Raw genomic sequence first — 23,522 nt, forward strand, 5'->3', positions numbered from 1 at the left:
AAGGCCACATTTCGCAGGTTTTTTGCAACGTTTTCCGAACGGCTTCGCGACTTTCCGGCTGGACGGGACCACCATCGCGCGAGCCGTGAGGAACGCTGCAACAGCGATGGAGGTGTACATGACCGCGAAACACGTCATCCGCAGGCCCGGCGAGACCGAGGGGGTCACGCTGCGCGGCCAGCCAATGGCCTTCCTGGTGACGGGCGAGGACACCAGGCACACGAGCATGTTCGACTGGACAATTCCGGCAGGATTCGCCACCGGCCGGCACGTTCATCGTGTTCAGGAGGAGACCTTCTACATGCTCGAAGGCGAGTGTGAATGGTTCGTCGGGGATGAGATTGTCCGGGCAACCCCAGGAACCTTCCTCTTCATTCCTCCCGGTGTTCCCCACAACATCACCAACGCGAGCGAGAAGCCCGCGCGTGTGCTCATGACCGTATCCCCGCCGGGACACGAGCATTACTTCGAGGAGCTGGCGAAGCTGACAGCAAGCGGTCGCCCGGATGCGAAGGCCATCAGCGAGCTACGCGCCCGCTTCGATACCGACCAGCTCTCGGCGCTGACGACAAGAGCTTGAAGCCCAGACGGCGCGACTGTGGACCGACTTCAAGGCCCGGCCGCGCCGGCCTTTTGTTACCGTGCCGCCAGATCCGCCAGATGAGCGATCAGTCGATCGATCTCGGCTTCCGTGTTGTAATAATGCGGCGATGCCCGCACGACATGCGGCAAGGCGCGAAGTTCGGCATCGATGCGCGTGCTCGACGGATCTGAAGCGCCGATGGTGATGCCTGCTGCAGCGGCACTGGCGACAACGGCGTCCGCCTCGTGCCCGTCCAGCGTGAAGCTGACGATGGCACCCGGCGCGCGTCCGAGGTCGCGAATGGTGATGCCGGGAAGGGCCGCGAGGCCGTTGCGAAGACGGCCGGCAAGCATTCGGCAGCGTTGTTCGATCGGAGCGATGCCGATCTCCAGGGCGTAGTCGACGGCGGCGCCGAGGCCCAGCCGGGCCGCGTAATTGTTCTCCCAGGTCTCGAAGCGGCGTGCATCGTCGCGAAGCCGATATTCATCGCGCGAGACCCAGGGCGCGGCGAAGTGATCGATCATCGGCGGCTCGAGCCGTTGCAGCAGTGCGCGGCGAACGTAGAGAAAGCCGGTGCCGCGCGGGCCGCGCAGGAATTTGCGACCCGTGGCCGACAGCATGTCACAGCCGATGGCTTCGACGTCGACCGTCATCTGGCCGACCGCCTGGCAGGCGTCGAGCAGATAGGGAATGCCGCGTGCCCGCGCGATCTTGCCGACCGCTGCCGCCGGATTGACCAGTCCGCCATTGGTCGGGACCCAGGTGATCGCGATGAGCTTTACGCGCTCATCGATCATGCGCTCGAGCGCGTCAACGTCGAGCTCGCCGCTGGCATCGCTCGGCACGACGTCGATCGTCGCGCCGGTCCTCTTGGAGACCTGTAAGAACGCGACATAATTGGCCGCGTATTCCGCCTCAGCAGTCAGGATGCGGTCACCCTTGCGAAACGGAAGCGCGTAGAACGCCATCTGCCAGGCGACCGTCGCGTTCTCCACGAGCGCGATCTCGTCGGGTGCGGCATTCAGCAGACGCGCCACCGAGCCGTAGACCGCTTCGAGCCGGTCGGTCTCGCGATCCGCGGCCGCATAGCCTCCGATCTCGCTTTCCAGATCGATATGCTGCTTCATCGCCGCGACAACGGAGGTCGGCATGAGCGCCGCCCCCGCATTGTGGAGATACGCGAGCCGACTGGCGGCCGGTGTGTCAGACCGAATTTGGTCGATGTCGATCACCAACGCCTCCACTTCTCGCGATCCCTCATGCATGAATTAGACGCGCCGAAGGGGCCGAGCAAGACGTCAGGCCAGGGACGTCGGCTGGATCTCAGATGCAGAGGCCGAGCAGCTTGACGTGGCAGTTGCTCGATTTGGGCTTGCTTGCGGGCGCAGCTTCCCGCTTCACGGCAATTAGGGGCTCCTTGTCCTTGTTCTTCTTGCCCTTGCCCTTCGGCTCATAATCGCCGGCGATCACCATGGCCCAATAGGTGCGCTTGCCGCTGGCATTCCTGGCGCTGGCGATGCCGACGCGGGAGGCGTTGTGCAGCAACAGGTTCTTGCGGTGCCCGGACGAGTCGATCCACTGTCCCAGGGTCTTCTCGAAATTGTCGTAGCCGTAGGCGATGTTCTCGGCGGCGCGGCCCGCGCCGGCGGGCGCGACGCGGCGATTGAAGGGGCCGAGCGCGTCGTGACTGAGGTCATCTTTCGCCGCCATCGCGCGGGCCTGGTCCATGGCGATGCGGTCGAGGGTGGAATCGCGGACGACGCGAACTTCACCGTGCTTGAGGCGGAAGCTGGAGATCAGCTCGGCCGGGGTCTCGGCCATTGCGGGCGCGGCCGCCAGCAGCAGAAGGCCGGCAATCAGGCCGCCCACCAGATGATGCATCATCGTCCCCTGAGCGCCCATGACCCCGCCGCGCCTGCCTTGTCCGACCGCTTCTCTATCGCCAATGTGGACGCTTCAAGGCGAGGGGGGCCGTCAGTGAGTTGGCAGATCCGCCTCGAAGTTGAAGCGGTCGCGCAGATTTTTTCGCTGTTCCAGGATGTCCTTGAGGAAAGCTCGGTCCTGGTCGTTCTTCATCATCGGCTCGATCAGGTCGAGCTGGTTCATGGCAACCAGTTGCAGGATCTCGGTGCGCGGCTTGCCGCCGGCGTCGCGCGGCAGCGCGTGCACCACTTGGATGTGCTCCGGCGGTTTCGGCCCCTTTGCGGCCGCAAGCTCGTTCCGCAACTGGCCTTCGAGCGTGGCCTGGTCGGCTTCGACGAAGGCATAGAGCCCGACGCCGGAGCGGCGGTCCGCGAAAGCCACGATGGCGGTGTCGCGCACGGCCGGGTTTTTGCGGATCAGCTCGGTCAGCACCGGCGCGTCATTCACGAGCCTGCGGCCGCCGCCCTCGCGATCGGTGAAGTTGAACAGGCCGCGCGTGATCGCGCGGTAGATCTTCTTGCCGGTGACAAGCCACAGGCTGGCGGCAAATGACTTCTTCGCAAGGATCTTTCGCTCGCGCGGCGTCAGCGCCTCAGGTGCGTAGGAGCGCTTGTGCTTGAGCAGATGCCGAAGGTCTTCATAGGCCAGGATGCGATAGAGCCGGCCGCGCCGTGCAAAGCAGGCGGCGAGCTGGAAGTCGGTGACATAGGCGAGGCCGTCGCGGCCGACCAGCCAGTTCTGTTCCTTGGCAAGATCGTTGTGGCAGATACCGGCGCGGCGCAGCCGGCGCAGGGCCGCCTTGGCCGAGCGGAAATAGGCGAGGTCGCCGTGCGGCTTTGCCAGATGCAAGGCGACGCCGTCGACGAAGCCGCGCACCAGCGCACGGCGTCCGGCCCACAGCAGCTCCGGACCAACGTTGAGGCCTTTGGCGAGCGCCAGAGCGTGCTTCTCGCGGGCGAACAGATGGCGCGCCAGGAGAAACGACCACCACGGCACCTCGTCGAGCCGGCGCAGCACGGCATCGACCTCGCCGCTCTCGCCGCGGAAGCGCCCGCGCTCGACGGTCGAGAACACGTCGCGCTTGAGCAGCACGCCCTCGGTCCAGCGCGCCGAGAGCGTCGCGGCGTCGTCTTTGGGGAGGCTCATCGCAAACTCACGCGGCTGCGGCAATGCGCAAATGATCGGCGATCCAGCGATCGAGATCGGCGAGTGCCAGTGCGCTCATCGCCTGCTTCTTGGCCACCGTCTTCTCGTTACCGCGCAGGCGCGTGCCGTCGGGTTTCTTCGTCGGCGCGGTCGCAAGCGGTGGGAATAGACCGAAATTGATGTTCATCGGCTGGAACGACCGTGTGCCGGGCTCGATGGTCTCGATATGGCCGCCGGTGATGTGGCCGAGCAGCGATCCGAGCGCGGTCGTGCCAGGCGGGCTGACAAGCGTCTCGCCGCGCGCGTCCGCGGCTGCATAGAGACCGGCGATCAGGCCGACGCTGGCCGATTCCACATAGCCCTCGCAGCCCGTCATCTGGCCGGCGAAGCGCAGCCGCGGCTGCGCGCGCAGGCGCAGCTGACTGTCGAGAAGCTTTGGCGAGTTCAGGAAGGTGTTGCGATGCAGGCCGCCGAGGCGGGCGAACTCGGCCTTCGCCAGCCCGGGAATGGTGCGGAAGATGCGCTGCTGCTCGCCATACTTCAGCTTCGTCTGGAAGCCGACGATGTTGTAGAGCGTACCGAGCTTGTTGTCCTGGCGCAGCTGCACGATGGCGTAGGCTTTGGTCGTGGGATCGTGCGGATTGGTGAGGCCGACCGGCTTCATCGGGCCGTGGCGCAAGGTCTCCGGGCCGCGCTCCGCCATCACTTCGATCGGCAAGCAGCCGTCGAAATAGGGCGTGTTGGTCTCCCACTCCTTGAACTCGGTCTTCTCGCCGGCGATGAGCGCAGCGACGAAGCCGTCATACTGCTCCTTGGTCATCGGGCAGTTGATGTAGTCCGCGCCGGTGCCGCCGGGGCCGACCTTGTCATAGCGCGACTGAAACCAGGCCACCGACATGTCGATGGATTCGCGGTGCACGATCGGCGCGATCGCGTCGAAGAAGGCGAGCGCGTTCTCGTCGGTCAGCTCGCGGATGGCATCGGCCAGTGGAGCGGAGGTGAGGGGACCGGTTGCAACGATGACGTTGCTCCAATCGGCCGGCGGCAGGCCCTTGACCTCGCCACGGGCGATCTGGATCAGGGGATGGTCGTTCAGCGCCTTGGTGACGGCCGCGGAGAAGCCGTCGCGGTCGACGGCGAGAGCGCCGCCAGCAGGCACCTGGTTGGCGTCGGCTGCACGCATGACCAGCGAATCGAGCCGGCGCATTTCGGCATGCAGCAGGCCGACGGCGTTGTTGGCGGCGTCGTCCGAGCGGAACGAATTGGAGCAGACGAGCTCTGCGAGCCCGTCGGTGCGGTGCGCTTCGGTCATGCGGGTCGGCCGCATCTCGTGCAGCACCACGGGCACGCCGGCCTTGGCCACCTGCCAGGCGGCTTCAGAGCCGGCAAGGCCGGCGCCGATCACGTGCACGATGTTGGATTGAGGTCCTGTCATGGGGCGGACAGGTAGCGCTTTTCGGCGGGGAGTGGAATCGCCGAGATCGAGTTTTCTGCCGCTAGATGCGACAACGCCCGCACGAGGCGGGCGCTATCGGTCCGTTCCGGTGGAAGGGCTGAAACGATATCAGCCCTGATACTGACCGGCGGCAACGCGCGGGATGTCCGAGCGATCGAGGCCGATATCGGCCAGTTCGCGATCGCTGAGCTGGGACAGCTCGGCAACATTGCGCTGATAGTCCCGGAAGGCCTGGATCATGCGGATGAGCGAGAGCAGCATTGGTAGTCTCCTGTAGTTCGATTCAGCCCTTGCCCGGACTGCATCGTTGAAATGAATATAAGTGAGAGTGGTGCAGTGCGAAAGTTCCGATGTTGCGATGCAGCTAAGCGAGTAACGCATACCGTGAGTAAGGGACGCTTAACCTCTCGCCAGCCTCGCCCAAGGCTTCGGCCGTATGCATCGAATCTAGCCACAAACGCCCGTGTAATCACGGGTTTAAGGGCTGTCGATTGATCTCGATCATAGCCGAAATAGGTTGCATTCCTGTCACCGGCAAGTCGGACGCTCAGCTTCTATACCCAAGTCCGGCATGCGTGATTCGCATGAGACGAACCTCGCCGATCTGAATTTAAATTCACTTCTTGTAATGGTCCTAGGGGCTTTGCCGGAGCAGGTTGGGCGACGAAATGCAGCGGAACGGCCCATTCGCACCCCACGATAACGCAGCGCACACACGCCGAGCGTGTGGCGATGATTACCGAGATGTAATGAAAATCAGAAATTTCGCATGCGGCTCTGCGTGGCGCGCAACATCACGCAATTCTCGCGGGGAATTTATTGCGGCAAGTTGCCGCGTCGGGAGGAAAGTCATGTTGCAGATTCCGGCAATGTCGCCGGGTCTGTCCCAAGATCAAGAGAAGGAAGGTAACGTCATGACGAAGTTACTCGGGGTTATCGCAATCGCCGCCGTCGCGTTCGCCGTCGCGCCGGCCCAGGCCGCCAAGCACGCCACGGGCGGTTGCAGCTCGGCCAATCTGGAGAAGACGGAGACCGCGATCGAGAACATGGCCGACGGTGACAGCAAGTTTGTGGCGCAGAAGGAGATCGCGGCTGCGCAGGATTCGCTGCTCAACGGCAAAATGGGCGCATGCGGCGCGCATCTGAACAAGGCGATGCACGCCACCATGGGCAAGTGATGGGTAGGTAGACGCACAAGAGAGGGCCGGTCGCCGGGCGATCGGCCCCTACGCGTTTGTTGATGGGTGTTTAGGGGGCGCGCGCCAGCTGGGTGGCGAAATAGGCGACGGTTTTGGAATAGACCTCGCTCTTGTTCCACTGCTGCAGCACCGCGAAATTCGGACTGCCCGGCTGCCAATCCTTGCCCTTTTGCCAGCCATAGCCGGCAAGATAATTGGCGGTGGAGGCGAGCACGTCGGGCGCGTTGTGCAGGAGGTCGCGCTTGCCGTTGCCGTCGAAATCGACGGCGTATTTCATCCAGGACGACGGCATGAACTGGGTCTGGCCGAGCTCGCCTGCCCAGGCGCCCTTCATCTCGGCTGGCACGAGATCGCCGCGCTGGACGATGCGCAGTGCGTCCAGCAGCTCGGCGCGAAACTGCTCCGCGCGCCGGCAATCATAGGCCAGTGTTGCGAGTGAGCGGATCGTGCCGAACTTGCCGGTGTTGACGCCGAAATCGGTCTCCAGGCCCCAGATCGCGACCAGGACCTCGCCGGGAACGCCATAGGTCTGCTCGATGCGCGACAGCACCGAGCCGTACTGCTTCATCCTGTTGGAGCCGCGTTCCAGACGCGGCGGCACCATGCGGCCGGAAAATTCCTCGAAGGTCTGGGCGAAGACCTTTTGCGAGCGGTCGCGGTTGAGCACGCTCTGATCGAGCGTCACGCCGGCGAGACCAGATGCAATGGCCTGCTGTGAAATGCCCTTGGCCGCAGCGTCGGTCTTGAAGTCCGCAAGCCAGGCATCGAAATTGCCCGAGCCGCAGGCAACCGCGGCGAACGCTGGCTGGGCGGACAGGATTGACGCGGAGAGAGCGAAGGCTGCGAGAGCGAGACGAGAAATCGTCGAGGTCATTCGAGGTAATGAATTCCGTGAAGCGATCTGGCCGGCCGGCAATCTCGATCGGAACCGCGGCCAAAGCAAGGCGTGCGACAGGCCGCGATCCTGCCCGAACCAGGGCAGGATCGCATGTCACGATATCGTCAGGCGTCCGTCCTGTTACGCCAGGGGAAGAGGTTGGCCGGGAAGTCGGCAGCCGGCTTGCGCGGACGATGCGGCGGGGGCGGCACCGGACGTGCACCGGGCTCCGAGACGATCACCTTGCGGTAGAGATGCCAGGTGGCATGGCCGAGCAGGGGGATCACCACGGCAAGGCCGAGGAACGCCGGGATCGTGCCGAGCGCGAGCAGGACCGCGACGATCAAGCCCCAGGCCGCCATCGGCACCGGGTTCCTGGCGACCACGCGCAGCGAGGTGCTCATCGCCTCGAACGCGCCGGCATGGCGGTCCAGCATCAAGGGGAACGACACGGCGCTGATGCACAGCGCGGCGAGCGCGAACAGGAAACCGACGCCGCAGCCGACCACGATCAGCCACCAGCCCTGCTGCGTCGTCAGCACGCGCGTCATGAAGTCCGAGAGCCCGGTGACGCCCTCATAGCCGAACGCCGCGACATAGATCGCCTGCGCGGTCGCAACCCAGGTCACGAACAGCGCGAGCAGCAATGTGCCGAGGCCGAGCATCGCCCCGAACGAAGGCGAGCGCAGCACCTCCATCGCATCCCAGGCGCTGGCTTCCTCATAGCGTTCGCGCCGGCTGGAGAGCTCGTAGAGACCGAGGGCCGCGAAGGGCCCGATCAGCGCGAAGCCGGCGGCCAGCGGAAACAACAGTGGCAGCACCGAATAGCCCATCACCACGCGGGCGAGCACGAGGCCGAGCACCGGATAGATCACGCAGAGAATGATGGCGTGGCTCGGCACGGCCTTGAAATCTTCCCAGCCGCGCCTCAGCGCATCGTGCAGATCGGACAGCTGGATGGTTCGGATCACCGGTCCAGCCGCATCAGTGGGCTGGGCCATCGTGGGGACATTGCCCTGGTAGAGTGTGGCCATGGTCGCTAGCTCCCTTGCCGAGCGGCCGAATTCGGCGCCGGCAAACGGCGCGAGCGGCCGCCATTCTCTGAAGTCCCGCGATCCCGACCAGACGCGAATTCCGGATGACATCGCGAGCTGAGCTGGAAGCGTACGCCCATTTGCGAGTCCTGTCCCTCACGCTTGGGTGAAATTCGATGCCGCAGCGCAACTCGACGGTGTCATTCGGTCGTCATTTCGCCGCAGATAAGCTGATGCTGCGTGCTGGCTCGCGGAACTTTGCGGGCGCTACGCAGTAACTTGGTCTATAAGTGCCACTCAAGGCCCTTCCAACGGATCCTTTTCGGGGAGCAGACATGAGCATTTTCGGGAAAATCATGAGCGCGATCTTCGGCAGCCAGCCGGCTTCCGCCGCGCCCGCCGGTGGCGCAGCGCCGGGCAGTGCGCCCGCAGGCGCCGCGCCGGACGCTTCGGCTCCGGCAGGCGCGCCCATGGCCGCGGTCGACGTGGCAGCGATCGTCGACAAGGCGGTGGCCGCGCACAAGGGCGAGAAGCTGGAATGGCGTACCTCGATCGTCGACCTGATGAAGGCGCTCGACATCGATTCCAGCCTCGCTGCGCGCAAGGATCTCGCCAAGGAGCTCGGCTACAGCGGCGACATGAATGACTCTGCCAGCATGAACGTCTGGCTGCACAAGCAGGTGATGTCCAAGCTCGCCGCCAATGGCGGCAAGCTGCCGCCGGAGATCAAGCACTGACTGCAAGCACTGACCGACCGCCGGTCGTGTCGCAAGGGCCCGCAGTCGCGCGGGCCCTTTTGCTTTCAGGCGACCAGATCCGCGTCCTCCGGATGCCTGTCGAGATAGTCGACGACGAAGCCGCAGCCGGCAATCACCTTGCGGCCGTCGCGCCGGATCAAATCCAGCGCGCCCTTGATCAGCTCGGAGGCGATGCCGCGGCCGCGCAGCGCGCGGGGCGTCTCGGTGTGGGTGATGATGACCGCCGTCGGGGTCAGCCGGTAACTGGCGAAGGCGACCTCGTTGCCAACACCGAGTTCGAAGCGGCTCCTGTCCTTGTTGTCCCGTACCGATGCCACCATGCAAGATCCTTCCGCCGTGCGTCTGACGCGTTGATCTAGGAGCCCGTCCCCGTCCTTGGCAAGGCGCGGCCATGGGAGCTTGCCGCACGGCAGATATCTGCAAACGCGCGTGCCTGTAGCTGCAGCGCAGTACGAGAAGCCATCCTTGGTGAACACCACGCCGGCTCCAATAATTACCGGCGACACCCTTGCAAGTTCCACGGCGGCTCCCACGTCCTCTCAAGGACATACGCCCGAATGCGGCCGGCAGGGTCGCTAGACATTCGGAGTGTCATGATTGCCAGCCGCAGACGTATGCCTCTTTGCAGGAGGTTACGATGTCGGACTTTGGTTTCTTGAATACTCATCGAACATGGGAAGACTGGTGCGGGATGCTGCTCGGCGCGCTCATCGTGGCTTCGCCGTGGTTTCCCATCCAGGATCCGGCGATTGCCGGGCACCCGACGGCGATCCTGAATACGGTCGCAATCGGCCTGGTCGTATTTGGCATCAGCCAGCTCGAATATGTCGCCTTGCAGCGCTGGCAAGAGGTGACGACGATCCTCGTCGGACTGTGGCTCATCGCCTCGCCTTACGCCCTCGGCTATTCCGCTGACGGCTTTCTCCGCATCTACCACACGAGCCTCGGCGCGGCGGTGGTGCTGCTGGGCATCCTTCAGCTGTGGCAGGACTGGGATCTGAACGATCAGGACATGCTCAAGCACGGACGATAGGCCGTAGATGTCGGCAGGCCCGCTGGCTTCGGGCGGCGGGCCTGTGCTCTCACCTCGCCACGAGGTCGGAATAGTCCGGATGCTTTTCGATCCATGCCTTCACGAACGGGCATTGCGGGATCAGCTTCAATCCGGCGGCGCGGACCTGGTCGAGAGCGCCTTGCACCAGCTTCGAGCCGACGCCCTTGCCGCCGAGCTCCTTCGGCACGTCCGTATGCTCGAATGTGATGACGTTGCCATCGAGCTTGTAATGCTCGGTCGCAAGATTGCCATCCACTGCGAGCTCGTAGCGGCAGTGGTCCTTGTTGTTGATGACGTTGCTCATGTTGTCGCCCCTCCAGCTGCCAGCCTCGCGCACCAAGTCATAACGCACGGTCGCGCCGGCCGGTTAGATGTTGAGGTCGTTCGGTTCAATCGGCCGCTTTGGCGAGCCTGGAATCTTCGGGCTGCTGCGGCGGGCGCAGGCATCCCTGGCAGATGACCAGGGAGCGGTTGACCCTGGCATCCTGCTCGGCCTCGCTGGCATCCTGCGCCTGCCACCATTCCTTCGACTGAGGCTGAAGTCCGGCCTGCGATGTGTTGCGCTCGGATCGCGCCGCGGTCCGTGCTGGTTGTGCGGCTGCCCGCGGCCGATTGGGATCCTCGCCGGCGCCATCCCAGGCGTAACGCGCAGGCTTGAAGGCGGGATCGGAGGCCAGATGCGCCTGTGGCGCCACGGCACATCCGGCGAGCGCCAGCGACAACAGGAGGAAGGCGGGCGCTTTGACCATGACGCGGCACTCTTTACGCGAGAACTGAGCGAGGGTGCGCCGATCATGTTTAAAATTCCCTGAACGATTGCGGCCGCGCCGGCGACAAACGCGCATGCGCTATTTGATGCTTCTGCTCGCTCTGTTCGTCTCCGCCGCGCGCGCGGAGGATGCAAAGCCGTTCAATCCCTCCGACTATCCGCCCGGCGTGCAGAAGGCACTGCGCTACGCCAACGAGGAATGCACCAGCCAGGACGGTGGCGAGGTGACCTTCGCGCCCGATACGGTGCGTAAGATCGACCTGACCGGTGACGGCCGCGACGACTACATCGTCGATTTCCAGGACACCAAATGCGGCGATCGCGAGACGACCTATTGCGGAACTGGCGGCTGCGTCATCAACATCCTGGTGGCGCTGCCGGACGGCAACGTTCGCCCGGTGTTTGACGGCTATGTCCTCCGCTACAAGATCATGGCCCCGCCGATGAAGCGCGGCGCTGCGCGCACCGTCCGCTTCGATCTTCATGGCAGCTTCTGCGGCGGCTTTGGCCCGCAGACCTGCGTCAAGCAGAAGGCGATCACGGCGACGCCGTTTGCGTTCAAGCAGCCGTAGGGGAGCCGTGCATCCGCCGGCCTTGCAGGGGCGCGGGCGATGGCGATAAATGGGATGCAATGAGCCGGCGGCCAGCGCGCCGTCCGCCCTCGAAGAGGAATCCCCATGCAGCCCCTGCGCATGTCCCGCCGCGTCATGAATCTCGCTCACATGCTGACCCAGAATGCGCGGCGGCATGGCGCGCGTCCCGGTTTCGTCTGGGGTGACAAGTCCTGGAGCTGGCGGCAGATCGATGCGCAGGTCTCGGCGCTGGCGGCGGCGCTCGCCGCGCGTGGCATTGCCAAGGGCGACCGTATCCTGGTCCATTCCAAGAATGGCGACGAGATGTTCTTCTCGATGTTCGCCGCGTTCCGGCTCGGCGCGGTCTGGGTGCCCACCAATTTCCGCCTGATGCCGGATGAGGTCACCTATCTCGCAGAGGCCTCCGGCGCCAAGGCGTTTCTGTGCCATGTCGATTTTCCCGAGCATGCGGCGGCCGTGAAAGGCGGCGCGCTCGAGTTCACCTGGAGCGTCGACGGCAAGGGCGCGTTCGGCGAGCGCTCGGTTGCTGAGGCCATTGCCTCGCAGGCCGGCGCCAATGTCGCGAATGTCGCTGTCGAACACGACGATCCCTGCTGGTTCTTCTTCACCTCGGGCACCACCGGCCGCTCCAAGGCCGCGGTGCTGACCCACGGCCAGATGGGCTTTGTGATCACCAACCATCTCGCCGATCTGACGCCCGGCGTCACCGAGAACGACGCCTCGCTGGTGGTGGCGCCGCTGTCGCATGGCGCCGGCGTGCATCAACTGGTGCAGACCGCGCGCGGCGTCTGCACTGTCTTGTTGCCGACCGAAAAATTCGACATCAACGAGGCGTTCCGCCTGATCGAGATCCATCGGGTCGCTAATCTCTTCACGGTGCCGACGATCCTGAAGATGATGGTCGAGCACCCCGCCGTCGACAAATACGATCATTCCTCGCTGCGTCACGTGATCTATGCGGGGGCACCGATGTATCGCGAGGATCAGAAAACCGCGCTGAAGAAGCTCGGCAAGGTCATCGTGCAGTATTTTGGCCTCGGCGAGGTCACCGGCAACATCACCGTGCTGCCGGCAGCGCTGCACGATCCCGAGGACGGCCCGCACGCGAAGATCGGCACCTGCGGCTTCGAGCGCACCGGCATGCAGGTCTCGATCCAAGACGACGAGGGCCGCGAGCTCGCGGCCAACCAGAGCGGCGAGATCTGCGTGATCGGGCCGGCGGTGCTCGCAGGCTATTACGACAATCCCGAAGCCAATGCGAAGGCGTTCCGCAACGGCTGGTTCCGCACCGGCGACCTCGGCCACATGGATGAAGAGGGGTTCGTCTACATCACGGGCCGCGCCTCCGACATGTACATCTCCGGCGGCTCCAACATCTATCCGCGCGAGATCGAGGAGAAGATCTTGACGCATCCCGCGGTCGGCGAGGTCGCCGTGCTCGGCGTACCCGATGCGACCTGGGGCGAGGTCGGCGTCGCCGTCTGCGTGGCGCGTGCCGGCGAGAAGGCAGTGAGCGAAGCCGAAATGGCGGCGTTCCTCTCGCCGAAGGTGCCGCGCTACAAGATGCCGAAGCGGTTCTTCTTCTGGGAGGCGCTGCCGAAATCCGGCTATGGCAAGGTCCCCAAGCGCATGGTGCGCGACGAGCTCGAGGCGCGCGGGCTGCTCGATCTCGACAAGACGAAGACAGGCTGAGCGCAGGTGATGAGGAGTATCACGCAGCCGGGCGCGCCCATCGCGGAACGCATTCAATGGGTGGAGGCGAGGGGGCGCGCCTTCTCGTTCACGCTTCCGGCAGGTCTGCCGCTGCTGGAAGCCGCGCGGCGTGGCTTTGCGGCGGAGGGATTTGCCGGCGGCGTGCTCAACTTCCGGCACGGCGCGCTCGGGCCGTTCGCCTATGTCATGCCGGCGCTGTCGAAGACCGGCGAGAACGCGGCGTTCTATAGCGACACGTACTGGCCCGGCGGCGTGACGCGCACGAAGCTCGGGAGCATGACGCTCGGCATGCGCGACGGCGTGCCGTTCTTTCACTGCCACGGGCTGTGGACGGAGGCGGACGGCAAGGCGAGAGGTGGCCACATGCTGCCGGACGAGACTGTTGTCGCCGAACCGTTCGAGGTCGAGGCCTTCGGCCTTGATGGCGCGATGTTCGCCGCCGAGTCCGATCCCGAGACCAATTTCAAGCTGTTCGGGCCGGTGGCGGCTGCGAGCAGCGGCGCGCGCACCACGGCCAGCGCCTTCGCGCTGCGGCTGCGCCCCAATCAGGATCTTGCTGGCTCCCTCGAAGACTTCTGCCGCACGCATGGCATCGCGCGCGCGAAGATCCATGGTGGCGTCGGCTCGACCATCGGCGCGCGCTTCAGCCATGGCGGTGTGACCGAGCCGTTTGCGACCGAGCTTGCGGTGACGGCCGGTCTGATCGCGCCCGGGCACTCCGGTGCGATCGAAGCGGCGCTCGACGTCGCGCTGGTCGACTACACCGGCGGCTTGGCGGAGGGGCGGCTGGTCCGCGGCGACAATCCCGTGCTGATGACGATGGAGCTGGTGCTGGAGGCGCTGGACTAGGTTGCGACCGGGGCTCGCCGGGAGCCCCTGCCACTTGCGCGGCATCATTGTTCCCGTTACGTTCCGGTTTGAGATCGCCGGTGGCGGAACGGACGGAGAGACGACCATGAGCCGGCGAGGTCATCGCACGATCAACCTGCCGGCACCGTATCTGAAGCGGGTCTGGCTCGACCCGTCGAAAGTTCACGATCGCGAGGCCTATCCGTTTTGCCTGCCCATCTTCCCGGATGATTTCGAGCTCAATTTCGACGCTGCCATCACGATTATCGTTGGAGAGAACGGCACCGGGAAGTCGACGATCCTCGAGGGCATCGCATCACTCGCCGGCTACGACGATGCCGGCGGCGGCAAGGGCTATATGCCGGTCGACCATTCCGAGGCGCGCGAGAAGATGGGCGGCCAGCTCGGCAAGGCGCTCCGCGCGAGCTGGCTGCCGAAGATCAGCAATGGCTGGTTTTTTCGTGCCGAGAGCTTTTTCTCGGTCGCGCGGTATCTGGACAAGGCCGCGCGTGATGCCGGCCAGGCCGGTCCCGATTTCCTGTCGCACTCCCACGGCGAAGGCTTCCTGCGCTTCTTCGAGGAGCGTTGTCAGCGCCAGGGCATCTTCATCTTCGACGAGCCGGAATCGGCGTTGTCGCCGGCGCGCCAGATCGAGTTTTTGAAGCTGCTGCGACGCATGGAGGATTCCCGGATCTGCCAGGTCATCATGGCGACCCATTCGCCGATGCTGATGGCTTACCCGAATGCGCGGCTGCTGCGGCTGGCGAAATATGGGCTGGAGCCGGTGACGGTCGAGGAGACGGATCATTACCGGTTGATGCGGGAGTTTTGTGCTGACCCGCGCGGGTTTGTGGAGGCGACGCTGGAGGAATAGCTGAACGTGTCTGACGGCTGTTCTCTCCGCTGTCGTTGCGAGGAGCCCTTGCGACGAAGCAATCCAGGATCTTTCCGCGGCGGCAGTCTGGATTGCTTCGCTGCGCTCGCAATGACGGTAGGTGAAGTAGCGGCATTTTCCGCTCTGGTGTCCCGGACAAGCTGCAACGCGCATAGCGCGTCGAAGACGCGCGTAAACGCGCTTATGGCGGCGCAGAGCCGGGACCCAGGAGCCTCACATATCGCTGTTGCATGGGCCCCGGCTCTGCAGCGCACCGCCGAAGGGGCGCTGCGCTGCGTCCGGGGCACGAGAGTTGTATCCATCTCGCATTCCTATCCAGATCTCGCGCGGTTTTGCGTTCTCGCGGCCTGTTCGGCCCGAGCTTTGTGATCCTTTCCGCCCTCAAAAGTGCCGAGGGCGCAGGGAAGGCCGGGTGCCGGCTGGCACCCGCGGTCCACTGTGCGAAAGCGTGTGCTTAAAAAGCTGCACAGCGGCATACAGGTGTAGCCAAACATCCGGCCTTCCCTGCGCAGTGGGTTTACGGCTTATGTCGTGCTCTCCCCGGGGAGCGATGCACTATTGCCCCCGTCGCCTTGCGGATGGCTGATGCGCGCACCCGGTCGGGCCGCGACATCACCGCAACACTTGGCGCACAGACCCCGGGCGCCAGGACCACACGATTTTGCCGTACGCAGGCTGCACCGGTCGTGTGCGCGTTAGTCCTTGCTCACGGTGTGACCCGCCCTGCAAACCACCTTCGCGCCGACGCCGCCTGCGTCCACCACGTCCCATCCCGCGTGTCGTGACGATCGCGTTGCGCCCCTCGGCCGGGTTGGGATGATCGTCTATACGATAATCCGAAGTTCTGATAAAGAGAAATATTTCGATTTGGTGGCGTTGACCCTCCCGTGGGTGTTTTGCCCGCCGGGTCGCGCAAGGGCTTGTGGGTCGCGCCGGGCTCCGCCGCAACGGCGCCACGAACCGGTCTCCCCTCGGCCCCAAAATGCGCTAGGATGACCGCAGCGCGCATTCCAAGTCGCGCACGATCAACTGGACGTAAGAGGAAACGAGATGAGGGTGACGATTGGACGGCGCACGGCTGTGGCTGGCGCGCTGGCTGTGTGTGGGGCGGCAGGCTTGACGGCAGCCTTCGGGCCGTTTTTTTCACCGGCGGCCTGGGCGCATGGGCCGACCCGGCAGAAGGTGCGGGAATCCATCGAGATCAACGCGCCGCAGGACAAGGTCTGGGCTGCGATCCGCAACTTCCAGGACATGGGCTGGCTTCCGCCTGTCACCAAGACCACCGGCGAGAAGGGCAACGAGATCGGCGCGACGCGCCAACTGACGCTGACGGGCGGGGCGACTGTCGATGAGGAGCTCTACAAATACGAGCCCGACATGATGAGCTATTCGTACCGTATCACCAAGGTCGACGTGAAGGTGCTGCCGGTGACCAATTATTCCTCGACGTTGACGGTGTCGCCGGCTTCCGACGGCAAGTCCAAGCTGGAATGGGCCGGGGCATTCTACCGCGGCTTTCCCAACAACGATCCGCCGCCGGAGCTGAGCGACGAGGCCGCGGTGAAGGCGGTGAGCGGGCTCTACAAGGCCGGCCTCGAAGCCCTGAAGAAGAAGATCGAGAGCGGTAGCTGATCGTGCGGATGCTGGTTCTGGCGGCGCTCGCCGCCAGCCTTTGTCATGCCAGCCTCGGCAGCGCCGCTGCCGAGGAGGCGTTCGTCACCAACCAGCTCAGCGACGATCTGATGGTCGTGGATCTCGCCGCCGCGCGTAGCGTCGCGACCATCCCGATCGGCGGCAAGCCGGCCGGCGTCGCCGTCAGCGCGGACGGCCGCTTTGCCTATGTGACGAGCCCGGACGCCAAGGCGGTGACGGTGGTGGACGCCGCAGCCCGGCAGGTGGTCGGGCGGATCGAAGTCGGCGGCGGGCCGCTCGGCATTGCCGTGGCGCCCGATGGCCGCACCGTCTATGTCGCCGATTGGTATGCAGCCGCGGTGCGGGTGATCGACGCCGCGAGCCGCAGCGTCACGGCCAGCATCGCGGTCGGCGCCTCGCCATCGGGCCTGGCGGTGACGCCGGACGGCAGGCTGCTGCTCTCGGCCGACCGCGACGATGACAGCGTCTCGGTCGTGGACATGGCGACGCGCCAGCGCAAGGCGACCATCAAGGTCGGCACCCGACCATTCGGTGTCACCATCGATGCCGAGGGCAAGCGCGCCTACACCGCCAATGTCGGCTCCGACGACGTCTCCGTGATCGACATCGCCGAAGGGCGCGAGATCGGCCGCGTGTCGGTCGGCATGCGCCCCTATGCGGTGGCGCTGACGCTGGGCCGCGGCTTCGTCACCGACCAATATGGCGGCACCGTCAGCGTGTTCGATCTGGCGAGCCTGAAGCCGGTCAAGCGCATCAATGTCGGCGACTATCCCGAAGGCATCGCTGCGACCGCCGACGGCAAGCGCGTCATCGTCGCCTGCTGGGAGAGCAACACGCTAAGCATCATCGACGCGACTGATGTGAAGGTGATCGGCGAGATCAGGACCGGCGACGGCCCGCGCGCGTTCGGGGCGTTCCTGCGCAAGACGGAGTAGGGTGTGTAGGGTGTGTAGGGCGGATTAGCGAAGCGTAATCCGCCATCTTGCATCGACGATCGGTCGGCGGATTACGCTGCGCCAATCCGCCCTACGATTACACAACACGTCCGCAATCTCGTCCATCCGCTCGAACACGTGATCCGGCCCGTGCGCGCGCAGCGCCGCCGGGGCCGCATAGCCCCAGCACACCGCGCCGCAGGCAATGCCCACCGCGCGTGCTGCCTCGATGTCACGAACCTCGTCGCCGATAGCGACGACCTGGTTTGGCGCCACGCCGGCGCGGCGGATGACGCGGTGGAATTTCGCGGGCTTGCCGAACAGCGATGCCGAGCAGTCGAAATGCGAAAACAGCGCGGCGGCCTCGCCAAGCTTTTCGCGCGCATTGGCCTCGCTGTCCGACGTCACCAGCGCGAGCTGCACGCCGTTGTCCGCCAGCGTCCGCAGCATCGCCTCGACGCCCGCAAACAGCGGGATCTCGCTAGCTGCCTCTCCCTTCAGCCGCCGCGCATGCCGCGCGATCGCCGGTAGCTTCCACAAGGGTACCTCAAGGCGGCTGAGGATCTCGCGCGTCGAGGCATGCCGCAGCTCCTCGACGTCCTCATCCCGCACGCGGCGAAAGCCGAAGCGGTCGGCGATGTCGTTGACGGTGCGCAGGAACCACGGGAAGCTGTCGGCCAGCGTGCCGTCGAGATCGAAGATGGCGAGGGTGTAGGGCATGGAGGCGAGGGCTACGTCGGCCAAGCTGGTCTCACTTCTGCATGCAGGTCTCTTGCAAGGAAAGGTTGTAAGCGGTCTAGTGAGTAGCTATTGGTACTAAGATTCGGTCTCTGCGACGTGCAGGAGGCGGTCTGTTTACAGCTCAGATTGGTTGTTAAAGTCGTGGCTCGCATATTCCTGTCTTATTCGAAGTCTGATGCGAACTTCGCGCTACAGCTGGCCGAACGTCTTAAGTCGCTTGGCAATGAAATCACAGTTGATGTTGAGTCTTTGACCGCAGGGCAGGATTGGCGCACACGCCTATCTGAAGGACTGAGGCGGGCGGAGCTCTTCGTCGTGCTGATATCGCAGTCCTCGATAAGGTCGCCGTCGGTATTGCAAGAGATCGGCGCGGCTAGGGCATACGCCGTTGAATCAGACCGGATGCTCGTGATCCCCGTCCTGATTGATGACATATCAATACCATCTGTCGTCCAGGACATACTCGTTCTCATGGCGGCCGATCGAGATCTCGATAAAATTGTTTCCGATATCTCGGTCTCAATTTCGCAGTTCGTCGGCCGGAAGGCCGCTAAGGACGAAAGAGCGGCAGAAGTCGCAAAGAGAATCGAGATCAATGCCGCTTCCTACATTGATGATGCTGTGCTGTCTCAAAGCAATGCCGAGGCGAGAAACCGCGTCATGGGAATCATTTGGTATGTCGCGGGGTTCATTTCCCTTCTAAGCGGCATTGCGTTTGCCGCGTTTGCATTGGCGCACGGAGACGCAAACAGGCCGACCGAATGGACAGATTTGGCAGTCGCAACCTTAAAAGGCGTTGTCGTCATTGGTCTCTTAGCTGCATGCGCAAGGTATGCGTTCTCACTGGGGAAGTCTTACGTCAGCGAGGCATTAAAGTGCTCGGACCGCATTCATGCGATCGCGTTTGGGAAGTTCTACTTGCAGGCCTATGGCGATAAGGCAACCTGGGTAGAGCTAAAGGAAGTATTTCAGCATTGGAATATTGATAGAACATCAACATTCTCGTCGCTGGATACTGCTCAAATTGATCCTCAAATCTTGAGCCTGCTAGGCGACGTGGTTAAGACCGCCATCGGAAAAGCGAAAAGCCCGCCTTAGCGCGGTCGAGATAACGGTTAGGCGATGCGCCTCACTCCGCCGCCTCGCTCGTGCTCCGCCGCTTCGGCTTCCTCGCCTTCTTCAGCACCGGCTCCAGAAACTTGCCCGTGTAGCTCCGCGGCGCCTTGGCAATGTCCTCCGGCGGGCCCCAGGCGACGATCTCGCCGCCGCCGTCGCCGCCTTCGGGGCCGAGGTCGATGACCCAGTCGGCGGTCTTGATGACTTCGAGATTGTGCTCGATGACGACGACCGTATTGCCCTGCGCGACGAGCTCGTGCAGCACTTCCAGGAGCTTCTTGACGTCGTGGAAGTGCAGGCCGGTGGTGGGCTCGTCCAGGATGTAGAGCGTGCGGCCGGTGGCGCGCTTCGACAGCTCCTTGGCGAGCTTGACGCGCTGGGCTTCACCGCCCGATAGCGTGGTAGCCTGCTGGCCCACGTGGATGTAATCGAGCCCGACGCGGTGCAGGGTCTGAAACGTCTCGCGCACGCGCGGCACCGCCTTGAAGAACTCGGCGGCTTCCTCGACGGTCATGTCGAGGACGTCGGCGATGCTCTTGCCCTTGAATAGCACCTCCAGCGTCTCGCGGTTGTAGCGCTTGCCCTTGCAGACGTCGCAGGTGACGTAGACGTCGGGCAGGAAGTGCATCTCGATCTTGATGACGCCGTCGCCCTGGCAGGCCTCGCAGCGGCCGCCCTTGACGTTGAAGGAGAAGCGGCCGGGCTCGTAGCCGCGCGCCTTGGATTCGGGCAGGCCGGCGAACCATTCGCGGATCGGCGTGAAGGCGCCGGTATAGGTCGCGGGGTTGGAGCGCGGGGTGCGGCCGATCGGCGACTGGTCGATGTCGATGATCTTGTCGATGTGCTCGAGGCCCTCGATGCGGTCGTGCGGGGCCGCGCCCTCGCTGGCATTGTTCAGCTTGCGGGCGATGGACTTGTAGAGCGTGTCGATCAGCAGCGTCGACTTGCCGCCGCCGGACACGCCGGTGACGGCGGTGAACAGGCCGAGCGGAATTTCGGCGGTGACGTTCTTGAGATTGTTGCCGCGCGCGTTGACCACCTTGATGGTGCGGCGATGGTTCGGCGGCCGCCGCTCCGGCACCTCGACCTCGAGCTCGCCGGTCAGGTACTTGCCGGTGAGCGATTTCGGGTTGCGCATGATCTCGGCGGGCGTGCCTTCGGCAATGATGTTGCCGCCATGCATGCCGGCGCCGGGGCCGATGTCGAGGACGTGGTCGGCGAGCAGGATGGCGTCCTCGTCATGCTCGACCACGATCACGGTGTTGCCGAGGTCGCGCAGCCGCTTGAGGGTGTCGAGCAGGCGCGCGTTGTCGCGCTGGTGCAGGCCGATCGAGGGCTCGTCCAGCACGTAGAGCACGCCCGTCAGGCCCGAGCCGATCTGCGAGGCCAGGCGGATGCGCTGGCTCTCGCCGCCGGACAGCGTGCCGGAGGAGCGGGATAGCGTGAGGTAGTTGAGGCCGACGTCGAGCAGGAAGGTGAGACGCTCGCGGATCTCCTTCAGGATGCGGCCGGCGATCTCGTTCTGCTGCGCGTTGAGCGCCTCGGGCACGGTCTCGAACCATGCGCCGGCGCCCTTCACCGACAGCTCGGAAATCTCGCCGATATGCTTGCCGCCGATCTTGACGCAGAGCGCCTCGGGCTTGAGCCGAAAGCCCTTGCAGCCCTCGCAGGGCACGTCGTGGAAATACTTCGCCAGCTCCTCGCGCGCCCACTCGCTCTCGGTTTCCCGATAGCGGCGGTTGATGTTGGTGATGACGCCTTCGAACGGCTTCTTGGTGTCGTAGGAGCGCACCCCGTCCTCGTAGGAGAACTTGATCTCGTCCTCGCCGGAGCCGTGGAGGATGGCGTTCTGCGTCTTCTTGGCCAGGTCCTTCCACTTGGTGGTCAGCGTGAATTTGTAGTGCTTGCCGAGCGCAGTCAGCGTCTGCACGTAATAGGGCGACGACGATTTGGCCCAGGGCGCAATCGCGCCCTTGCCGATGGCGAGCTCCTTGTCGGGGATGACGAGGTCTTCGTCGACATGCTGCTCGACGCCGAGGCCGCCGCAGGCCGGACACGCGCCGTAGGGGTTGTTGAACGAGAACAGGCGCGGCTCGACCTCGGGGATGGTGAAGCCGGAGACCGGGCAGGCGAACTTTTCCGAGAACAGGATGCGCTCGGGTCCGCTCTTGTCGTGGATCTTGGCGGTCTTCTTCTTTTCCTCGGCGGGAGCCGCCGCCGGCGCGTCGGCGAATTCGACGACGGCGAGGCCTTCGGCGAGCTTCAGCGCGGTCTCAAAGCTCTCGGCGAGGCGCTGGCCGATGTCGGCGCGCACCACGATACGATCGACCACGACGTCGATGTCGTGCGGGAATTTCTTGTCGAGAACAGGCGCTTCCGCAAGCTCGTGGAAGGTGCCGTCGATCTTGACGCGCTGAAAGCCCTTCTTGAGCCATTCGGCGAGCTCCTTGCGGTACTCGCCCTTGCGACCGCGCACGACGGGGGCGAGCAGATAGAGGCGGGTGCCCTCGGGCAGCGCCAGCACGCGGTCGACCATCTGCGAGACGGTCTGGCTTTCGATCGGCAGGCCCGTGGCCGGCGAATAGGGCACGCCGACGCGGGCCCAGAGCAGGCGCATGTAGTCGTAGATCTCGGTGACGGTGCCGACGGTGGAGCGCGGGTTCTTCGACGTCGTCTTCTGCTCGATCGAGATCGCCGGCGACAGGCCGTCGATCTGGTCGACGTCAGGCTTCTGCATCATCTCCAGGAACTGGCGCGCATAGGCCGACAGCGATTCGACGTAGCGGCGCTGGCCCTCGGCGTAGATGGTGTCGAAGGCGAGCGAGGATTTGCCGGAGCCGGAGAGGCCGGTGAACACCACCAGCTTGTCGCGGGGAATCTCGACGTCGATGTTCTTGAGGTTGTGCTCGCGCGCGCCACGGATCGTAATTGCGCGCAGGCTGGAGCCCGCGTTCTGTTGTTGGCGCTTCGCCTTGATCACTTCATCCATCCGAGTTGCCCTCAAGGAATCCCATGGGTGCGCGACCGCGCCAATAAAAAAGGCGCGCTCGCCCGGAACCGGGATCGGCGCCGATGGGGTTGTCAGCGAACGTAGGAAGAACGGAGACGGATTTCCAGTGGGACTTGCGAATCGTCAACGGAATGTTGGCGCGCTGGCGGCATCTGGCAGCAGTTGCTTTTGCGGAACTGCGCGGCAAGTGCCGCGAAAACAAAAAGGCCGGCGCAAGGCCGGCCTTTCGTGACGATGGGACGTCGGCAGCGATCAGGACTTCAGATCAATACCGGGCGACCACGGGGCCGCCGAAAGTGTAGTTGAGGCGGACGGTGCCCATGTCGACGTCCTGCTTGATCCGATCGATACGGTCGTTGACGCCGAGGATCGTGAACGAGTTGTTGCGCTTGCCCATGAACAGATGGTCGTATTCGATCGCCACGGACCAGTTCGGTGCGAAGCCGAATTCGATGCCGGTGCCGACCGCGCCACCCCAGCGCGTCTCGCTTGCGCTGTCGAGGACCACGCCGCCCAGCAGGCCGTTATATTTGGCGTGCGTGACGGCCGCGCCACCCTTCACGTACCAGAGCACGTTGTTCCAGGCATAGCCGACCTGGCCGGTGAACAGGCCAAGCGCGTCGATCTTGGTCTGGTTGACCAGCGGCCCAAGCACCACGCTCGTATTCGAGCCCTTCAGGTTGGCCCAGTCGCCTTGGGCTTCAAGGCCGAACACCCAGTTGGCCGACTGCCAGCGATAACCGACCTGTCCGCCGACGACGCCGCCGGTCGCATTGTGACAGCCTTCAGCCGTGTCCGGACCCGCAACACCGAAGATGTTGTTGACGTCCCAGCAATTGCGGCTCGAGGCGCCGCCGCCGTTGATACCGATGTAGAAACCGCTCCAATTGTACATCGCGATCGGCGCGACCGGAGCCTTGGTGTAGGGGCGGGCCGCCAAATCGGCCGCCGAGGCCGGTGCCAACGCGCTGAGTGCGAACAAACCGGCCGAAGCCAGCAAAAGCTTCTTCATATCCATTCCCCAGTTCCGTTTCTCTTTCTGATCTTCCGGAAAGCGGAAGAGCCAGCGGACCTATGACCCGACTAATGTCACTGCTTTACACCATTAAAGCCAAAGGTTGTGTCACCCGGGCGCCACATCTCTCCGAAAACGCGAGCGAGCCGGTTGGCTCGCGAAAAAACAAAAAGGCCGGCGCGAGGCCGGCCTTTCGTGACGAT

At 64.3% G+C, this 23,522-nt stretch carries 24 protein-coding genes; 11 read left to right on the forward strand and 13 right to left on the reverse strand.

What is annotated here, in order from left to right; genetic code table 11:
* Window positions 1-118: 118 nt before the first annotated feature.
* Entirely contained in the window at window positions 119-580 is a 462-nt protein-coding gene (locus GDN70_RS19600; RefSeq protein WP_038949151.1) for a cupin domain-containing protein, read from the forward strand.
* 56 nt (window positions 581-636) lie between these two features.
* Here GDN70_RS19600 and GDN70_RS19605 read toward each other — a convergent pair whose 3' ends face one another.
* The 5 genes from GDN70_RS19605 to GDN70_RS19625 all read right to left on the reverse strand — a co-directional run bounded on the left by GDN70_RS19605 (window position 637) and on the right by GDN70_RS19625 (window position 5,369).
* Window positions 637-1,815, reverse strand: a complete 1,179-nt coding sequence (locus tag GDN70_RS19605; RefSeq protein WP_028144483.1) for an aminotransferase class V-fold PLP-dependent enzyme — start codon at window positions 1,813-1,815, stop codon at window positions 637-639.
* A gap of 91 nt (window positions 1,816-1,906) precedes the next feature.
* On the reverse strand, window positions 1,907-2,464 hold the full coding sequence (locus GDN70_RS19610) for a CAP domain-containing protein (RefSeq protein ID WP_028144484.1): 558 nt from the start codon (window positions 2,462-2,464) through the stop codon (window positions 1,907-1,909).
* Window positions 2,465-2,557: 93 nt separating this feature from the next.
* Entirely contained in the window at window positions 2,558-3,652 is a 1,095-nt protein-coding gene (locus tag GDN70_RS19615; RefSeq protein ID WP_028144485.1) for a serine/threonine protein kinase, read from the reverse strand.
* Between the two features lie 7 nt (window positions 3,653-3,659).
* Window positions 3,660-5,087: a methylenetetrahydrofolate--tRNA-(uracil(54)-C(5))-methyltransferase (FADH(2)-oxidizing) TrmFO gene (gene trmFO / locus GDN70_RS19620; RefSeq protein ID WP_152102909.1), complete on the reverse strand. Its 1,428-nt coding sequence runs from the start codon at window positions 5,085-5,087 to the stop codon at window positions 3,660-3,662.
* A 129-nt stretch (window positions 5,088-5,216) separates the two neighbouring features.
* Window positions 5,217-5,369, reverse strand: coding sequence for a DUF1127 domain-containing protein (locus tag GDN70_RS19625; protein WP_007590701.1), 153 nt, complete (start codon window positions 5,367-5,369; stop codon window positions 5,217-5,219).
* A gap of 590 nt (window positions 5,370-5,959) precedes the next feature.
* On the opposite strand from GDN70_RS19625, the gene GDN70_RS19630 reads away from it, so the two are divergent.
* A complete protein-coding gene (locus tag GDN70_RS19630) occupies window positions 5,960-6,286 on the forward strand; it encodes a hypothetical protein (protein WP_038949145.1) in 327 nt (108 codons plus the stop codon).
* A gap of 70 nt (window positions 6,287-6,356) precedes the next feature.
* On the opposite strand, the gene GDN70_RS19635 is transcribed toward GDN70_RS19630, so the two are convergent.
* Together GDN70_RS19635 and GDN70_RS19640 are read right to left on the reverse strand one after the other, a co-directional pair.
* Entirely contained in the window at window positions 6,357-7,181 is an 825-nt protein-coding gene (locus GDN70_RS19635; protein WP_028144488.1) for a lytic murein transglycosylase, read from the reverse strand.
* Window positions 7,182-7,309: 128 nt separating this feature from the next.
* Window positions 7,310-8,218: a DUF2189 domain-containing protein gene (locus tag GDN70_RS19640; RefSeq protein WP_028144489.1), complete on the reverse strand. Its 909-nt coding sequence runs from the start codon at window positions 8,216-8,218 to the stop codon at window positions 7,310-7,312.
* Between the two features lie 335 nt (window positions 8,219-8,553).
* Between GDN70_RS19640 and GDN70_RS19645 the strand changes: the two genes are divergently transcribed.
* Window positions 8,554-8,955: a DUF3597 domain-containing protein gene (locus tag GDN70_RS19645; RefSeq protein ID WP_028144490.1), complete on the forward strand. Its 402-nt coding sequence runs from the start codon at window positions 8,554-8,556 to the stop codon at window positions 8,953-8,955.
* 65 nt (window positions 8,956-9,020) lie between these two features.
* Here GDN70_RS19645 and GDN70_RS19650 read toward each other — a convergent pair whose 3' ends face one another.
* A complete protein-coding gene (locus GDN70_RS19650; RefSeq protein ID WP_038973376.1) occupies window positions 9,021-9,296 on the reverse strand; it encodes a GNAT family N-acetyltransferase in 276 nt (91 codons plus the stop codon).
* A gap of 317 nt (window positions 9,297-9,613) precedes the next feature.
* On the opposite strand from GDN70_RS19650, the gene GDN70_RS19655 reads away from it, so the two are divergent.
* The gene (locus tag GDN70_RS19655) at window positions 9,614-10,009 is read left to right on the forward strand and encodes an SPW repeat protein (RefSeq protein ID WP_028144492.1); all 396 of its coding nucleotides are present in this window, start codon (window positions 9,614-9,616) and stop codon (window positions 10,007-10,009) included.
* Window positions 10,010-10,058: 49 nt separating this feature from the next.
* Here the strand turns inward: GDN70_RS19655 and GDN70_RS19660 are convergent, their stop codons facing one another.
* Entirely contained in the window at window positions 10,059-10,334 is a 276-nt protein-coding gene (locus tag GDN70_RS19660) for a GNAT family N-acetyltransferase (protein ID WP_028144493.1), read from the reverse strand.
* Window positions 10,335-10,419: 85 nt separating this feature from the next.
* Complete coding sequence (locus tag GDN70_RS19665; protein WP_028144494.1) at window positions 10,420-10,779, reverse strand: hypothetical protein; 360 nt, start codon at window positions 10,777-10,779, stop codon at window positions 10,420-10,422.
* Window positions 10,780-10,873: 94 nt separating this feature from the next.
* On the opposite strand from GDN70_RS19665, the gene GDN70_RS19670 reads away from it, so the two are divergent.
* The 6 genes from GDN70_RS19670 to GDN70_RS19705 all read left to right on the forward strand — a co-directional run bounded on the left by GDN70_RS19670 (window position 10,874) and on the right by GDN70_RS19705 (window position 17,437).
* Window positions 10,874-11,371: a hypothetical protein gene (locus tag GDN70_RS19670; RefSeq protein WP_028144495.1), complete on the forward strand. Its 498-nt coding sequence runs from the start codon at window positions 10,874-10,876 to the stop codon at window positions 11,369-11,371.
* A 105-nt stretch (window positions 11,372-11,476) separates the two neighbouring features.
* The gene (locus GDN70_RS19675; protein ID WP_028144496.1) at window positions 11,477-13,084 is read left to right on the forward strand and encodes an acyl-CoA synthetase; all 1,608 of its coding nucleotides are present in this window, start codon (window positions 11,477-11,479) and stop codon (window positions 13,082-13,084) included.
* 9 nt (window positions 13,085-13,093) lie between these two features.
* Window positions 13,094-13,954, forward strand: a complete 861-nt coding sequence (locus GDN70_RS19680) for a PCC domain-containing protein (protein WP_038973377.1) — start codon at window positions 13,094-13,096, stop codon at window positions 13,952-13,954.
* Window positions 13,955-14,060: 106 nt separating this feature from the next.
* A complete protein-coding gene (locus tag GDN70_RS19685) occupies window positions 14,061-14,828 on the forward strand; it encodes an AAA family ATPase (protein WP_028144498.1) in 768 nt (255 codons plus the stop codon).
* Between the two features lie 1,071 nt (window positions 14,829-15,899).
* A complete protein-coding gene (locus tag GDN70_RS19700) occupies window positions 15,900-16,481 on the forward strand; it encodes an SRPBCC family protein (protein ID WP_028144499.1) in 582 nt (193 codons plus the stop codon).
* 2 nt (window positions 16,482-16,483) lie between these two features.
* Window positions 16,484-17,437, forward strand: coding sequence for a cytochrome D1 domain-containing protein (locus GDN70_RS19705; RefSeq protein WP_152102912.1), 954 nt, complete (start codon window positions 16,484-16,486; stop codon window positions 17,435-17,437).
* A 24-nt stretch (window positions 17,438-17,461) separates the two neighbouring features.
* Here the strand turns inward: GDN70_RS19705 and GDN70_RS19710 are convergent, their stop codons facing one another.
* On the reverse strand, window positions 17,462-18,157 hold the full coding sequence (locus tag GDN70_RS19710) for an HAD family hydrolase (protein ID WP_152103715.1): 696 nt from the start codon (window positions 18,155-18,157) through the stop codon (window positions 17,462-17,464).
* 117 nt (window positions 18,158-18,274) lie between these two features.
* On the opposite strand from GDN70_RS19710, the gene GDN70_RS19715 reads away from it, so the two are divergent.
* Window positions 18,275-19,276 (forward strand): toll/interleukin-1 receptor domain-containing protein, encoded by a 1,002-nt coding sequence (locus GDN70_RS19715; RefSeq protein WP_038949139.1) that lies wholly within the window; start codon window positions 18,275-18,277, stop codon window positions 19,274-19,276.
* Window positions 19,277-19,307: 31 nt separating this feature from the next.
* Here the strand turns inward: GDN70_RS19715 and uvrA are convergent, their stop codons facing one another.
* Entirely contained in the window at window positions 19,308-22,283 is a 2,976-nt protein-coding gene (gene uvrA, locus GDN70_RS19720; protein WP_028144503.1) for an excinuclease ABC subunit UvrA, read from the reverse strand.
* A 286-nt stretch (window positions 22,284-22,569) separates the two neighbouring features.
* A complete protein-coding gene (locus GDN70_RS19725) occupies window positions 22,570-23,316 on the reverse strand; it encodes an outer membrane protein (protein WP_095424308.1) in 747 nt (248 codons plus the stop codon).
* Window positions 23,317-23,522 lie beyond the last annotated feature (206 nt).

It is taken from the genome of Bradyrhizobium sp. TM102, from assembly GCF_009176685.1.
In the GTDB taxonomy this organism is placed as follows: Bacteria; Pseudomonadota; Alphaproteobacteria; order Rhizobiales; family Xanthobacteraceae; genus Bradyrhizobium; species Bradyrhizobium ottawaense.

Coding starts and splice junctions, on each gene's coding strand:
- GDN70_RS19630 (WP_038949145.1), top strand. CDS start 5,960: ATGTTGCAGATTCCGGCAATGTCGCCGGGTCTGTCCCAAGATCAAGAG.
- GDN70_RS19665 (WP_028144494.1), bottom strand. CDS start 10,779: ATGGTCAAAGCGCCCGCCTTCCTCCTGTTGTCGCTGGCGCTCGCCGGA.
- uvrA (WP_028144503.1), bottom strand. CDS start 22,283: ATGGATGAAGTGATCAAGGCGAAGCGCCAACAACAGAACGCGGGCTCC.
- GDN70_RS19710 (WP_152103715.1), bottom strand. CDS start 18,157: ATGCCCTACACCCTCGCCATCTTCGATCTCGACGGCACGCTGGCCGAC.
- GDN70_RS19650 (WP_038973376.1), bottom strand. CDS start 9,296: ATGGTGGCATCGGTACGGGACAACAAGGACAGGAGCCGCTTCGAACTC.
- GDN70_RS19670 (WP_028144495.1), top strand. CDS start 10,874: ATGCGCTATTTGATGCTTCTGCTCGCTCTGTTCGTCTCCGCCGCGCGC.
- GDN70_RS19645 (WP_028144490.1), top strand. CDS start 8,554: ATGAGCATTTTCGGGAAAATCATGAGCGCGATCTTCGGCAGCCAGCCG.
- GDN70_RS19615 (WP_028144485.1), bottom strand. CDS start 3,652: ATGAGCCTCCCCAAAGACGACGCCGCGACGCTCTCGGCGCGCTGGACC.
- GDN70_RS19655 (WP_028144492.1), top strand. CDS start 9,614: ATGTCGGACTTTGGTTTCTTGAATACTCATCGAACATGGGAAGACTGG.
- GDN70_RS19675 (WP_028144496.1), top strand. CDS start 11,477: ATGCAGCCCCTGCGCATGTCCCGCCGCGTCATGAATCTCGCTCACATG.
- GDN70_RS19725 (WP_095424308.1), bottom strand. CDS start 23,316: ATGAAGAAGCTTTTGCTGGCTTCGGCCGGTTTGTTCGCACTCAGCGCG.
- trmFO (WP_152102909.1), bottom strand. CDS start 5,087: ATGACAGGACCTCAATCCAACATCGTGCACGTGATCGGCGCCGGCCTT.
- GDN70_RS19625 (WP_007590701.1), bottom strand. CDS start 5,369: ATGCTGCTCTCGCTCATCCGCATGATCCAGGCCTTCCGGGACTATCAG.
- GDN70_RS19635 (WP_028144488.1), bottom strand. CDS start 7,181: ATGACCTCGACGATTTCTCGTCTCGCTCTCGCAGCCTTCGCTCTCTCC.
- GDN70_RS19600 (WP_038949151.1), top strand. CDS start 119: ATGACCGCGAAACACGTCATCCGCAGGCCCGGCGAGACCGAGGGGGTC.
- GDN70_RS19680 (WP_038973377.1), top strand. CDS start 13,094: ATGAGGAGTATCACGCAGCCGGGCGCGCCCATCGCGGAACGCATTCAA.
- GDN70_RS19640 (WP_028144489.1), bottom strand. CDS start 8,218: ATGGCCACACTCTACCAGGGCAATGTCCCCACGATGGCCCAGCCCACT.
- GDN70_RS19660 (WP_028144493.1), bottom strand. CDS start 10,334: ATGAGCAACGTCATCAACAACAAGGACCACTGCCGCTACGAGCTCGCA.
- GDN70_RS19610 (WP_028144484.1), bottom strand. CDS start 2,464: ATGCATCATCTGGTGGGCGGCCTGATTGCCGGCCTTCTGCTGCTGGCG.
- GDN70_RS19685 (WP_028144498.1), top strand. CDS start 14,061: ATGAGCCGGCGAGGTCATCGCACGATCAACCTGCCGGCACCGTATCTG.
- GDN70_RS19700 (WP_028144499.1), top strand. CDS start 15,900: ATGAGGGTGACGATTGGACGGCGCACGGCTGTGGCTGGCGCGCTGGCT.